The organism is Mesorhizobium sp. WSM4307, from assembly GCF_007003945.1.
Taxonomy (GTDB): Bacteria; Pseudomonadota; Alphaproteobacteria; order Rhizobiales; family Rhizobiaceae; genus Mesorhizobium.
This window is the reverse complement of record NZ_VFTB01000013.1, coordinates 84,120-97,821: the sequence shown is the minus strand read 5'-3', so window position 1 is coordinate 97,821 and position 13,702 is coordinate 84,120. Positions and strand designations below refer to the sequence as shown.

At 57.9% G+C, this 13,702-nt stretch carries 13 protein-coding genes; 7 read left to right on the top strand and 6 right to left on the bottom strand.

What is annotated here, in order from left to right:
- Positions 1–57 precede the first annotated feature (57 nt).
- Positions 58–486 (bottom strand): hypothetical protein, encoded by a 429-nt coding sequence (locus tag FJV83_RS28870; protein ID WP_095793783.1) that lies wholly within the window; start codon positions 484–486, stop codon positions 58–60.
- Between the two features lie 246 nt (positions 487–732).
- Between FJV83_RS28870 and FJV83_RS28865 the strand changes: the two genes are divergently transcribed.
- The 4 genes from FJV83_RS28865 to FJV83_RS28850 all read left to right on the top strand — a co-directional run bounded on the left by FJV83_RS28865 (position 733) and on the right by FJV83_RS28850 (position 5,351).
- On the top strand, positions 733–960 hold the full coding sequence (locus FJV83_RS28865; RefSeq protein WP_095793762.1) for a helix-turn-helix transcriptional regulator: 228 nt from the start codon (positions 733–735) through the stop codon (positions 958–960).
- A gap of 411 nt (positions 961–1,371) precedes the next feature.
- Positions 1,372–2,520 (top strand): hypothetical protein, encoded by a 1,149-nt coding sequence (locus tag FJV83_RS28860; protein WP_142885358.1) that lies wholly within the window; start codon positions 1,372–1,374, stop codon positions 2,518–2,520.
- Positions 2,521–2,802: 282 nt separating this feature from the next.
- Positions 2,803–3,876 (top strand): reverse transcriptase family protein, encoded by a 1,074-nt coding sequence (locus tag FJV83_RS28855; protein ID WP_210202265.1) that lies wholly within the window; start codon positions 2,803–2,805, stop codon positions 3,874–3,876.
- A 23-nt stretch (positions 3,877–3,899) separates the two neighbouring features.
- Positions 3,900–5,351 carry a hypothetical protein gene (locus tag FJV83_RS28850; RefSeq protein WP_142877768.1) on the top strand — a complete coding sequence of 484 codons (1,452 nt, stop codon included), beginning with the start codon at positions 3,900–3,902 and terminating at the stop codon, positions 5,349–5,351.
- A gap of 31 nt (positions 5,352–5,382) precedes the next feature.
- Here the strand turns inward: FJV83_RS28850 and FJV83_RS28845 are convergent, their stop codons facing one another.
- Both FJV83_RS28845 and FJV83_RS28840 read right to left on the bottom strand, forming a co-directional pair.
- Entirely contained in the window at positions 5,383–7,047 is a 1,665-nt protein-coding gene (locus FJV83_RS28845; protein ID WP_095793758.1) for a hypothetical protein, read from the bottom strand.
- On the bottom strand, positions 7,044–7,409 hold the full coding sequence (locus FJV83_RS28840) for a hypothetical protein (RefSeq protein WP_142887462.1): 366 nt from the start codon (positions 7,407–7,409) through the stop codon (positions 7,044–7,046). The genes FJV83_RS28845 and FJV83_RS28840 overlap by 4 nt, the downstream gene beginning before the upstream one ends.
- Positions 7,410–7,546: 137 nt before the next feature.
- Between FJV83_RS28840 and FJV83_RS28835 the strand changes: the two genes are divergently transcribed.
- Complete coding sequence (locus tag FJV83_RS28835; RefSeq protein ID WP_095793756.1) at positions 7,547–8,626, top strand: ATP-binding protein; 1,080 nt, start codon at positions 7,547–7,549, stop codon at positions 8,624–8,626.
- Positions 8,627–8,678: 52 nt separating this feature from the next.
- On the opposite strand, the gene FJV83_RS28830 is transcribed toward FJV83_RS28835, so the two are convergent.
- The 3 genes from FJV83_RS28830 to traA form a co-directional block, all read right to left on the bottom strand.
- Entirely contained in the window at positions 8,679–9,350 is a 672-nt protein-coding gene (locus tag FJV83_RS28830; RefSeq protein ID WP_142877767.1) for a hypothetical protein, read from the bottom strand.
- A gap of 180 nt (positions 9,351–9,530) precedes the next feature.
- Positions 9,531–9,764 carry an AlpA family phage regulatory protein gene (locus FJV83_RS28825; RefSeq protein ID WP_142877766.1) on the bottom strand — a complete coding sequence of 78 codons (234 nt, stop codon included), beginning with the start codon at positions 9,762–9,764 and terminating at the stop codon, positions 9,531–9,533.
- A gap of 131 nt (positions 9,765–9,895) precedes the next feature.
- Positions 9,896–12,943 carry a Ti-type conjugative transfer relaxase TraA gene (gene traA / locus FJV83_RS28820; RefSeq protein ID WP_095793753.1) on the bottom strand — a complete coding sequence of 1,016 codons (3,048 nt, stop codon included), beginning with the start codon at positions 12,941–12,943 and terminating at the stop codon, positions 9,896–9,898.
- A 172-nt stretch (positions 12,944–13,115) separates the two neighbouring features.
- On the opposite strand from traA, the gene FJV83_RS28815 reads away from it, so the two are divergent.
- A complete protein-coding gene (locus FJV83_RS28815) occupies positions 13,116–13,442 on the top strand; it encodes a conjugal transfer protein TraD (RefSeq protein ID WP_095793782.1) in 327 nt (108 codons plus the stop codon).
- Position 13,443: 1 nt separating this feature from the next.
- On the top strand, positions 13,444–13,692 hold the full coding sequence (locus FJV83_RS28810; protein WP_095793751.1) for a conjugal transfer protein TraD: 249 nt from the start codon (positions 13,444–13,446) through the stop codon (positions 13,690–13,692).
- Positions 13,693–13,702 lie beyond the last annotated feature (10 nt).

The window sequence follows — 13,702 nt, the reverse complement described above, 5'->3', positions numbered from 1 at the left end:
TCCAAGGGAGAGGTGCACCTGGGCTGGGGGCCTGCGCCTACGACGGCGACGCAAAGTTTACGCGACAGGCGCATTCCGCTGCGGACCCTCGTCCGAAAGCGCCATCACAAACTTGGTGGCTTCGTTCCAATATCTCGCCACGTCAGCACGGACAATGGTGCGGTCCGGTCGACTGCGATGTAGATCCCCTGTGATTGCCTTCAAGTCTTTTAGGACGGAAGCGATATGCGGCCACGGGAAATCGGTGGGATCACCGATATCCCTGTCGGCGCCGGCAATCATTTCCAACTTAGCAACAATGCCGAGGAGCGATGAGGACCGGAGGTCGGGCATTTCGTCCTGAAGTTTGAGCGCCTCGGTCATGGCAAGAGCTTCGGCTTCGCAAGCTATGGCGTATCGAGAGGCTGCGTCGGACGTCGCTGCTGATCTTCGACGCGGCGCGGACGCGCCTGCAGTCAATACCTGAATTCCGGTATCGACCATCATTCGTGCCTCCAACCGCTGCTGCACTCGACATAGCATCAGCGAAACATATCGAGCCTGTTTCCACTCGGCCCAGAGGGCAAGAACGAGATCGAGAGAGCGGTCGCTATCGACTGGAACCTCAGAGGCATCATTCATTTCAGGTGACCATCATTGCTGACGAAGGGGGTTCACTTCATAGCATATAAAACTGCGAATAGGAACTATCGTTCCTGGAATGATCGTTCCATTCGCGAGTTATCTCTCGGGATGGATCTAAAGGAAATCTTAGCTATCAATTTGCGGCATGCCCGAAACAGGCGGCATCTGACCCAAGAGGAATTAGCAGAGCGGTCGGGGCTGAGCTCTCGCTACATAGGAGCGATTGAACGCGCTGATGTTTCGGCTAGTGTCACGGTTCTCGGACGCATCGCCGACGCGCTCGGAATGGAGCCGGAAGGACTCATTCGTAAGTCGAAGGGCGGTCAATTAGATTAGGGGACGAGCGGCGGCTTTGCGCCTTGTCCCGATCATACCAGCCGGATTTAACATCTACTGAAAGCGGACACTCCCTCGTACTAGATGACGCTCGGCAGTACACCAGAATGCCAAGGCCCGAGCCTTATTCTCTTGGGAACCTGGCAACGCTAGCTACGGCCATTGATGATCGCTAGGATACCAAGTCGGCGGAGTTGCTTCGGCCCTTGGAGACCAGACTTCGCATCGCGAACTGCAAGGGGCGGGATTGTCGCGCCGAGCCTGTCAGCCAAGCGGGTGGCCTAACGCGGAAACGGTTGATCAGGAACAATGGCAGCCCCTCTGACATCAAGCCAAACGAGTACAGGCAGATCTTGGCTGGCTCAGTTTTCCGAGGGCGATCGCGTTCAAGCCGCCGCGATGCTGGATGCCATGCTGCTCTTAAACGAAGAGCAGGTCGTCACATCAATTAGGACTGCCCTGGACCGCATCGCCAAAGGGACTCGCCATCGAAACAGGAGAGTTGCACTTTACGCGGAGCGGGAGTTCCAGGAAGCGGCTATTTTTACATCACAAGACCTGCCCGACAAAGACGGCAGAGTGCGCCGGCGTGCAATCGGCAGATCCGGGCCTCCGGCTGTGAAACCCGTTCGAGGTCGGGCCAGGGTAGGCAGCGAAGGCCTGCTCGCGTTCGTCGCCTCCCAACAGAAGGATGCATGGCCCAAAATTTTCATGAATCATCCCGGCCCCGATAGTCTCCGCGCCAAGTCTGCCCCAGCCGGCGAGATTGTGATTATCACTGATTTCATTGGCTCCGGAAGTCGCGTTAGATCCATGCTGGACAAGTTTTGGGCGGTGCCCACAATTCGCTCTTGGATGTCTAGGAAGCTCATCAAGTTCCGGGTGATCGCAGCAGCAGCAACCGAATCTGGGCTTGCAAGCGTTCGGAAACACCGGATGCGCCCGGAAACCACTGCTGAGTGGATAGCCCCTACTGTGAGTTGGAACACGTCGCCACGCTTGTACTTCGCTTGGACGAAGTTGATCGATAACAATGGACCCGCAGAGGGACGAGGTTGTGGGCGCTACGGATTCGAAAATGTTGCCGCGCTGATAGCCTTCAGCTACCGCATTCCGAACAACACTCCGGCAATGGTTCACTGCAGTCGCGATGGCTGGCGCGCGCTTTTCGACGGACCTGCGCCGCCTGAACTTCATGGATTATTCGGTGTGAGGCCGGTGGCTGAGGTCGTTGAAAACGCGGCGGCCGACAACGGCATTCATATGGGACGAGAACTTACGGAAGAGGACCGCCTAACAATACTCGTACTGACGTTGCTACGCGGACGGTGGCACAAAGGATCGGAAACCGCTTTGTCTTCGAGAACAGGGCTTCCTGTGCCCACCTTAATGGACATTCTGCGCCAGGCTCTCCAAAACGGGTTAATAGTGGGCAGCGGTAGGTTAACGGATAAAGGGTACGCTTTTCTGGCGTCGGGAAAAGCTCTTCAAGGATCTAAGCCGATCATTGCCACCAACCAGGAAGCATATTATCCAGAGACTCTGAGAGTCCCACGCTAGCGTCTAGCTATTGTCATCCTTCGGGATGGCCGTGATGATGGATACGAATCCATTGTCTTGGGGAATGGAGTTTTCCATTGCCGCTGAAAGAGCTCGTGAATGCAAGTCCACGTCGCGTCATCCATCGTTGCCTTTCAGGCAACCTCCTCGGAGGCTCATTTCGACGGACGACGCGACGCCGCCAGGGCCGCGCTAAAGTAGATGCCGTATCGTTGGGACTCTCAGGCCTTCATAGTTGGCGCACGGTCGGAGGGTAGGTCCGAAAGCACAATCCAGGCTTGCTTGGCGGCGGCAACGGCGGTCAAGCGGAAGCACCCGGACCTGCCGATCATCTTCACACTGAATCATCTTGCACATCTTGCCGATGTCAACGCGGACTTCCTTCAAGAGGTTGCGCATCGAAAGATCGACCCGTACCGGGTTTTTCGAGTGAAGAAGCGCGGGGTGGCGAACGCAGTGCCGGCGCCGCCGCGCCGTTATCGTACGATATGCGTCCCAGATCCAAAATTGATGAGGGTGCAGCGCTGGATTGCCCAGAACATCTTGCAGGCCACGCCCTCCCATCATGCCAGTTTTGCTTTCACAAGAGATCGAGACCTCGTTGATGCCGCTAAGAAGCACGCGGGTGCGAAGTGGGTCGTCAAAATGGACGTCCGGCATTTCTTCGAGTCTATTTTTGAGGACTCTGTCTATCAGGTTTTTAGGTCATTTGGTTACGGGGCATTGATATCATTTCAAATGGCCAGGATATGTACCAGGCTAGCGGACCACAATCGCAATGATGCGCGTGCACTTCTTGGACGTGGAGGCCGGCGCCCATACCGCCAACACTCCAAAGGCCACCTACCTCAGGGTGCCCCTACGAGCCCTATGCTTGCGAACCGGGTGGTGGAAACCCTTGACCAGAAACTCGACCTTATCGCGATCACCGCGGATTGGGCTTATTCGCGGTACGCAGACGACTTGGCTTTCTCCCGGATCACCACAACCACCCGGCGACAGGCGATGAGTCTCGTCAAAAAGGTAGAGGCTGAACTCGCGAAGTTCGGGCTCGAAACACATCGCCAAAAGACGACGATCGTGTCTCCTGGCGGGCGGAAGGTTCTCCTAGGCGTGCTGATCGACACGGATAAGCCTAGACTAACCAAAAATTTCAGAAACAACATCGAAACTCATCTATACGCGTTAACAAGCCAAAAGATCGGCCCCGAACAACATAGGCTGAAAAGGAATTTCGTCTCACTTATCGGCATGCGGCGTCATATCTTGGGATTGATCGCATTCGCCCATCAGGTCGACGAAACGTACGCCGCCAAGTTGTATACGCTATTCAATACGGTGAACTGGAATCGTTAGCTGCGCCGGCGGTTGGTTTCTTCATGAACAAGACTCGAATCCACCTATTCCCCGACACCAACCTTTTCTTTCAGTGCAAAGATATTGGAGAGCTTCCGTGGTCGGAGCTAGGGGACTTCGATCAAGTCGAGTTGATTGTCACCCGCCCAATTCAAAAGGAGATTGATAAGAGCAAAGGCGAGATGACTACACGGCTAGGAAAACGTGCCCGAAAGGCACACGGGCTTCTACGTGATGTAATCTCAAACCAACTCAATCCCATTGTGTTGCGCGAAAGGAACCCTAAAATCTTGCTGTCATTGCAGGTCGGTCTGAAACCAAATGCGGCGCTGGCAACTACGCTCGACTACGATGAGGCTGATGACACGCTGGTTGGGATCACAAGCGGCTTTGCCACAAACAATTTAGAATTGGATGTGGGTGTCCTCACACACGACGGAGGGGTGATGGCGTCTGCAGTCACGGCGGGTGTGGCACACTATGCTATTCCCGAGACATGGCTAGCGCCTCCTGAAGAAACAAAGGCCGATAAGGAACTTAGAGCGGCGCAGGCTGAAATTGTCCGCCTGCGCACCGCCGAGCCGAAATTCGAGGTGGCTTGCGTTGACGGAAGTGGTCAACCTATTGACAGGATTGTCTTCGACAACCCGCATGTTGAGGCATTGGTCCCGAGCGAAATTGAAGCGCTGATGCGGCAAGCGCGAGAAAAATTTCCCGAGCGGAAGAATTTCATTCCCCCGAAGGCGGTGCCGCCCGTGTCATCGAGTAAGGGGATTTCGTTAGAGTCCCTAAAAGGCTTGCATATGCCTCCGACCGATCAACAGATCGAGGCCTACCACGACGCCTACAAGAAGTGGGAAGTAGCATTGGAGGAAGCGTTAGGGCGCATTCATAAACGGCTGGTTGCTGAGACATCGAAGCTGGTGGCCAGTTTTCGTGCACGGAATGTCGGTACGCGGCCTGCTGAAAACGCGCTTGTTGAAATGAAAGCCCATGGAAGCTTTTACATCTGGCGACCTAAGCGCGATGTTGACGATGATACCGCCGAACGAAAAGGACTTCCGTCGCCTCCGGCGGCACCAACTCGCCCTAACTATGTCCACATGCTGGGAAGGCACATGCGCAGCTTTGGGCTGTGGGACAATCTTGACTCAGCTATCCCTTCTGCGCTGCCCTTCATACCCAAGCAGCATGATGCGGAAGGCTTCTACTACAGGGCAGGCTCTTCCGGCTCAGATCTGAGTCTGTCATGCGATTTGTGGAGACATGGCCAAGGGAACGAGGACTTCGACGTCTCTATCGAGCCGCACGGCCCTAGAGAGGCTTTGGGAGCAATCGAGTTTCGCATCCATGCGAGCAACTTAACAGACGCTGTCTCGCTGAAGATTCCGATCGAAATCCGTTCCCTCACGCCAAGCGCATTCGACTATGCCGAGAAAATGGTCGGTCAGCTTATCGAGGAGGACAACGACTAATGATGCGCGGCTTTGGCGCGGGCCAAGTCTATCATCCGCCTCTCCGCGATTCCGGGAAAGCAGCCTCAACCGCGGCGACATAGTCTTTGACCGATCCGCGCAAAACATGGTCAGCCATTACCAGGAAGGTCTTGAGGCGCTGCCCATATCGAGCCGCCGGATGCCGATTACCTCCTGCGACGATCATCCGGATCAAAAGAGCTCGCATGCGTCCTTCAAGCCCCTCATGTGAGAGGGACGCAATGTCGTGGAGGATTCCGTCATGGAGATAGCCTGCAAAGGTGTCGCCGATGCGGTCGGAAAGCGCGACAACCGCCATGGCATTGCCGAGAGCGACGGCAGCATCGACCGGGATGGCGCCTGTCGAGAACTCATTCATCGCCGGAATCACAGCATGCCGCGATGTGCTATCGAGATGCCGGATATTGCGCACCCAATTGCCCATGACGTCAAACGCTTCGTACAGCAGGCGGGCATTGCGGGTTGGAAATTCAGCCATCGTGTCGATGTTGTGGCCGGTCGTATCGTAGATTCCTTCCAGTTCGGTAACGAAGAGTGGCAGGTAAAATAGCCACATATGATAGGGAACACCCTGACGCATAGCCTCATTGACCATGATATCGAAATACCGAATTCCGACAAAAGTGATATCGTGCCATTGTTCATCGTCGAAATCATTGGCACGCCCATTGAGATGGGCGACATAGCCACTGGGTGCTCCCGCACGGATGGTGTCGATGACGGCATCGCCTATGGGCTTCCAGGCTCCCAAGTTGTGAGCCACCTGGGCATCGCCGAACAGAAACCGGAGCAGGACATTCTCCCCGGGGATTGCATAGCCACCTTTGTCCGCGAGATTCTGGTTCTGCTCAATTTCCTGGTAGAGCCTGCTGCCACTGTCGGTGATCAAATCGCGCAGCGCCTTGTCCGAGAAATCGAAACGCGGTTGCAGCTTAATTGCCATGAAGTCCGGGAGTGCGTCCGGCCGCATCGTGACGAGGAACTTCCTAAACTCCTCAGAACGCAAAAGCATGCGCACAAGGGTCTCGGCGCTGGCTTGAGCTCTACTACTGGCCGGGACAAAGTGCCTCGCCCAACGAATTCGCCGCCGGAAAGCCTCAGATATCCGTTTGCCATAGCCCGCCCTTGGCTGCTTCGGCTCGTCCCCGTCACACTCAGCCGGCTTGAACGTTCGGATTTGCTGACGGCGCAGCCAGTTCGTATCGGCCAACCAGTCGTGTGCTCTCTGTCGTAGTAGCTGCCGCTCGGCCACGGCCTGTATCAGACCGAGATGCGGTCGTATGAAATCCAGCAGTTCCGCGAAGCGACGTTCATAGAGCAGGGTCTGCATGATCTTGCCGACGGCCACCATGGAGCGCGGCCCCGGCTTCAGCAGGACGTTGAGACGCCAAGCAAGAATCATCCACACGAATACGACCAGGAAAGCGGCTTGGGGTGGCGTAAAGCTGCCATCCTTGGGGAAAGTCAGCCAGGTACAGGCTTCAGTGCTTGCTAACAGGCAAGGCTGACTCACCAAGGAGAAAAACTCGAAGTAGAAGACAAGCGAGACTGCCAGAAGCGCCAACGGAATTTGCACCGCCAGATGCAACTGCGCGCGTAGTCGCGTTACTGGCGATACGATCGTGTAGAATGCAATGAAAAGCGCGAGGAAACTCAGGAAGCCGTCCAGTGTCACTGAGCCTCTCCTTTGCCGCTCGGGAGGGAGCCCGAGCCTGGGAAACCTTGGGCACGAACGTCGCCGAAGTCGACGTAATCCTGAAAGATCGGGATCAAGGTGTCGGCCTCAGTGAGGGTTAGCGGCACAGCACCGTTTTGAGAGAGCACGTTTAGAATGGGGAATGCTTCGTCATGATGGACGACAAACCGCCCCTTGGGCCGGCTAGACGACAGGGCACGCTTCAGTCCGCACTGGTCTTCGAGAAAGCGCCGAAGTTGCTCTCCGGTCCAAGGGCGCGTCGTTGACGGTGCCCGGGGGCGTCTGTCGAGTGAACAGACGTCGTCAAGGAATATGTCGAGGTCGATATCGGCGATGTTCAAGAATTATTCCGTCTGTCGGGCGGTGTTGGGAACACTGTTATCTAAAGGCATATTTCTCAAGCGTGCGTTGATCTAAATACCCGGCGATGAAATGTTGCCCACAGCATTTGATCGGAAAAATTTGAGAGGGCTACAGAATGAATAAACAACCAGCCGCGCCGACACGCGACAGCATCCGATCTGGCCTTGTCATCGAGGGGCAACACCATGAATTCAAGGCACGCCTGAACCTCGACGAGCAACGTGGAAAGTCAAACTTCATCGATGACGTGGTCGCGTTTCTAAATGCAGGGCCTGGATATCTTATCGTTGGGGTACATGAAAAGAAGGGCGCCTTCGAACGCTTCGAAGCGATGGATGGCGATCGGGATGCTTTGCAACGCCGCATCATCTCGATCCTTCAGGACAACATCGATCCCAAGCCGTTGGGCGTTCGTGCAGAGTTCCTCGATTTGGACACGGGAGGTTTCATTCTTTGTCTTGATCTGCCCGACCACCGGTTACGACCCTATCAGAACAAAATCACAGGCGGCTTTTACCTGCGCACCGGCGCCCAAAATACGCCAATCCCGCGCGACCAACTCCACGCCCTGTTTACGCCACTAGAGAAGCTAGAGGCCGACACGGTGCAATTGATGGAACGTGAGAATGCAGCTGTCGAAGCGCGCGACATCATGCAGAACAATGGCGCGACCCTGCATATAGCGATCGTGCCGCAGGAGCACTACGAACGAGGGCGGACGTCTTTTGATCCCGGCCGAACTGTTCTGAAAGTGATGCGTCACTATCATGGCGAAAGCCGTGGCGTTTTCAAAGGCTGCGATAATGGCGTTGAGGTTCGGGACGCAACCTTTCAGGAGGGCCGTTCGATATCGCGCTTCTTTATCGACGATGATTGGCTCGTCCATTCCTATGTTGCCCATCCATTTTCTGTTCGGGACGGGGAGGGACGGCTGACCATTAACGAGTTTCACGCGGAGTTCGCCCGGCATTTGCGAGACATTCAACTCATCCTAGATGACTCGGGCATTCGAGGGCCGTTCGGAGTTTTGTTTGCCGTGAAAAATCTGCGGCGTAACTCAAAGCTTGAATGGGCTTTTCCCAACGCCAGGTTTGCGAGCCTCGGACGGCCGATGCGCGTGGAGCGCGTAGACGAGCAAAGGCTCATCGATCGCTTTTATGACAAGGTCAGAGGCGTTTCGGTTTATGGTCGCTGATGGTCGAATCCTGAAGTTTCGGGCATCCGCGCGACAATCGACAGGTGCGGCTTTAGTGGGTTCTGGCTGCGGCCAAAGCTGCACGTAGGGTGATGATGCTGTTCGAAGCGAGCAGCAGCGACGCCGTTCCAAGTGTTTCAAGAAACACCGCTGATATACTGTCACCATTCACGCGCAATGCATGCCCGACAAGTGTCAGCCGCATATCCAACTCGCTGAACCCGGCGAGGTCGTCGTGGTGGTGTGCGCCGCCACACTTGTTGGCCACATACCGGATCGTGGCGTTGCGCGAGATGGTGAGGCCAACAAGGCCCAAGCAAGGCTGTAGCAGGAACTTCGACAGTTTGATGTCGGCGAACACGTGCGTGCTAGGGGAACTGGCAACCTGACTTTCAAATTGCGGACGGTGCCCACTGTTGGGTCCTGGCTCCCGGTAGGTGTAGTGCGGGCTAACAGTTGCAGCTCCCAGATGATAGCCGCCACACGCAAAGAGCACCGCCTCCTCAATTGGAATTCTCTCTAAGACCGGTGCGGGTATCTCGATGGCGTGCCCGAGCAGATGAGCGGTTTGAATGAGCGCACCGTCGAATAGAAATCGTAGAGAGAGGCTGGCGCGGAGCGCCTCTGCGACCCCCGGCTTCGATACATTTAGGAGTTCCTCAAGTGTATTGAGGTGGACGCAGACAACCTCGGCGCGCCGTATAAGTACCTCGGAACTCTGCATTGGCGTCCTCCCGCTGGAAAATGCCGAACTAAACCCTAGTGTGCACGACGGTCCGGGTTGTCTACTTAGTTGGTCACCCGATTCACGACGGGTCTGATGTCAACTTCGGCAAAAAAGGCGTCCGATGGGGGCTGCCAGGAGACGGCCCTAATCGTTCATCGGATTCGACAAGAGGTGAACTTATGTGCCCTCAGACCGTTTGCCGCTAGTAGCTATGTTCCGCCCCGTTCTGGCACACCACGAAACAGGATCGGCGATCCATCGATTGACGTCGGATTCCCGCCAGCCCGCCCCGTTGATGCTGATCTTGATCTGCGCGGGGAACGTGCCTTCGGCGATTTTGCGATAGATGGTCGAGCGGGACAGACCGGTCCTGACGGTTCTGAGGCGTATGATGCGATCCGGCTCGGACATAGCTCGCGCTGCTTCTCAGTGGTTGTTGCTGGTATCTATTGGGACAGACAGGACAGACCGAACGCTGGACGCAATCAGGTTTGTGGCTTCAGCCGCCTGCGGCGTGAAAACGGCGGCAAATCGGAGGGATCTCAAAGCCCAAGGCCCCGCCCCCTACCGATGCCATGGCTGAATGCGAGTTCCGCACCAAGGCGCCGGCCGGAATCGATGTTGATGCCAAGATCGCGCTTGCGGTTGGCAAGCAGGGATTCCAGCTGTGGATCGCGTTCGAGGCTTTTTGCCATGTCGGACATAGCCGAGAGCGTTGACTTGTAGCCGGACATGTCGCCGGCCTGGTATTGGCGCTGGCCCGTGCGATCAAGCTTTTGCCAGCGTTCCACGAAACGGTCTGCGCGGCGGCCCGGATCGATGTCCAGTCCGGTGCGGATTTCGGTTTCTAGCTGGAGCGCCTGCACGACGCGGTTGACCCGGCCGGCCGCCGCTTCACGAACTAGCTCAGGGTTCTTGACGTAGGCCGCTTCGGCGTCACGCCAGCCATGCCGCCGAACCTTCTCGAACGCGCCACGGGCATCCTTCAATTCGCGCATCTGCTCGGGACTGCCCTGCCCGTCCTCACTTCCGGTGCTGAGGATCGCATCGATGACGCGCGCGTGACCCACAAGCGCCTGGGTGCGGGCTCGACGCATTTCTGCCTCTCGGTTCCCCGGCACAGTCGTGTCGCGCTGCGCTCCCTCAGCAAGAGCTTCTCTTCCAGGCGTGGGGCCACGATCTCCGATCTGGGCCCCGACATTCTCCCTTCCCGGCCTTTGCCCACGGTTCTGGCCGGGTTCGCCGTCTCCGGGCGAGCGCAGCCCGTCCAGCAGCCCGCCGATCCTATCGCGCAGTTTCTCCGGAACGATCCGGCGCACGATCTCGACCACACGCTCGCGGAAAGTGATCCCCCGCCGCTCGGCATAGATCTGAGCTGGGTCGGCTTGCTCATAATCCGACGCCATGTCCTTGGCGCGGTCGCGTGACAGCGTGCGGACGAGCCGGTCTTGTGTTGCAAAGTCATCGCTGCCGTAGTGTAGGTTCAGCTCATCTCGATGCCGCGACATCGAAACGTAGCTGCCGTGCGCATCCATACCCGGTGTTGCCAAGACATGGGTGCGGTCAACGGTCATGCCCTGAGCCTTGTGAATGGTCGCTGCATAGCCGTGGTCAATGTGGGCATAGTCTTTCAGATCGAACCGTACGGACCTGCCGTCATCGGTGCGCACGGCCATGTTGTGTGTGCTGACCTCTTCGATCACACCAAGCGTGCCGTTCTTGACGCCGAGCCCGCGCTCGTTGCGCAAGAACATGATGCGGTCGCCGCTGGCGAAACTTCTCACCCCGCGTTCGATATCCACCTGCACTTCTTCGCCGAGATCGCCGGCGGCGCGCATGCGCTCTCGCGCTGCGTGGTTGAGCGCGCGCACCTCGTCGTTTGTGTGGGTGAGGATGATCCGGCTTGCCTGTGGCTGCGCCTGCCTGTCGCGATCCCAGCGCTCGACCAGATTGCTGCGCGCCTCATCGCGCGTCGCAGCCTGGTGCACCATGCCTTTCGCGTCATAGGCGCCGATCGCAGCACCGATCCTGCCGGTTGCCAGATCGCGCGTGGCGTGACGCTGCCAGTCCTCGCGCTGCCGGCGCACCTGGCCGATCTTGACGCCGCCGTGGCGCTCATGGATCGAACGGAATGCAGCACCCGCTTCGATGGCCTGCAGCTGCTGCGGATCACCAACCAGCACTACTTTTGCACCAACGTCCGCCGCATGGGAGAGCACGCGCTCCAACTGGCGCGTGCCGACCATGCCAGCCTCGTCGATCACCAGGACATCACGTGCGGTGAGCTGGTCACGGCCCTGTTCCCAACTGTGTTCCATGCTGGCGATGGTGCGTGACGAGATGCCTGAGCCGCTTTCGAGATTCTCGGCCGCAATGCCGGAGAGTGCCGCGCCTCGGACCTCAAAGCCCGCTGCCGCCCATGCCTGGCGTGCAACACCCAGCATCGCGCTCTTGCCCGTTCCGGCAAAGCCGACAACAACACCAAGACCGCGGCCATCGGTGATGTGAGTCAATGCATCGGCCTGCTCGCCAGAAAGGACAAGACCGAGCTGCTTGGCATTCGCGAGAGCAGCCTCGCGATGTGCGTTACTCACCGCATAGTGCTCCTGTCCGGCCATGCGTTCTGCCGCGCGATGCAGGCGCTGTTCGGTCTCGATCATCTGCCGGGTCGTGAACCGATCTTCGCCGCGTCCGTCCTTGCCGAGTTCGACCAGATCGGGCGCGTTGCTGACGGCTGCCATCACGTGGTTGAACTGCTCGATTCCATCGCTGTGTCGATGCGCGAACTTCGCAATGTCCCTTCGCGTAAAGGTCGATTGCTGATGCGTGATGGCGTCCAGCGCCACCGATGGATCCCCGATGATGCGCGCGCCATTGTTGCGCGCGATGTCGCGGTGCAGTTCGGCGCGATCTGCTTCAATGCCGGCAGCGTCAAGGCCGTCGCCTTCAATGCGTTGGGCCGGTGCACCAATCTGAGTCTGCGGCTCCAAGGCAATGCCCTGCGCTTCCAGACTGCGATGATCAATGCAGGCGTCGATGTCGAGTTCGGCAAGGCGCTCATTGGCAAGCTCGGCCCATCGTTCACGCCAGCGCTCGACCAGCTCGGTCTGATTCCAGTCACGGACCTTTGGACCAAAACCGTTCTCATCCACGGATCGCATGGCGAGCATGACATGGGCATGCGGTTTGGGGCTGCCGTCCTCTGCCCTGTCCCAATGCACGTTGAGATCGGCGACCATGCCCCGGCTGACGAACTCGGTCTGAACGAAGTCGCGCGCCAACTCGATGCCTTGCGCCTGGCTGAGTTCACGCGGCAGGGCAAACTCCACCTCGCGGGCAAGCTGCGCATCCTTCCTGACCTCGAAGGCCTCGACATCGTTCCACAGCCGTTCGCGGTCGCTCCAGGCTTCTGGTGCATTCTCCGGCATCATCACCTCGGAATGGACGACACCGCGCTTGGCCGAGAAATCATGCGTGCGTTCGATCCGCTCGTCGCGCAACCGCGAGGCCGACCGGTAGGCGGCCGAGGCAACAGCACTCGAGCCGGCCTTGCGGCCAATGACCTTGACGTGAAGATGATAGATCGCCATCGCGACCAGATCATTTGCACGTCAAAGCGCACGTCGGCACGACGTATAAGCGCGCCCTCCCTCGAAAAATTCTCGGGATGGACCAGCCCGTCCCCGCCTGTCTCGGCAACCCTGAAGCCTTCCGGCAGGCGCTCGCCTGTCATACCTGCATCGACAATCTATGGAGACCGCCATGCGTAAACCAAGAGACTTCGACGCGGAACTGAGGGCGCTGGAAGAAAAGGCACGAGAACTCAAAACGCGAAAGGTCCAGCAGCTTGGCGAGCTGGTGATCGCCACCGGCGCCGATCAACTCAGCACCGACGAATTGGCCGGCGCGCTGGTCGCAATCGCTGAAACAAAAGAAGCCGCAAAGCGTGAGGCATGGGCCAAGCGTGGGGTGATGTTTTTCGAGAGCGGGTCCCGGCGAACTGCTCCGGCATCTGAAGGCAACCTGCGACGCGCTCCGGCGCAATCGGGCAGCCCGCAATCGCCGGCAGGCGGCACAGGCTCGCAATGACATGCGCACCTGGCAGGTCGAGCGCCGCAAGCGCACACGGCATCTGATCGAACTCGGCGGTCTCGTCGTCAAGGCAGGCATTGTCGAGCTCGCCAATGACGATCGCGCTATCATCTACGGCGCGCTGCTCTGGATCGCTGCCGAGCTGCAGGGCCACGAAGGCGAGCAGGCGCGGGACCTATGGATCGCGAAGGGAAAGCAGGCATTCAACGCGGACCGGCATGAAGACCAAATGAGCCAGACAAGATGAAAGGTGGTCG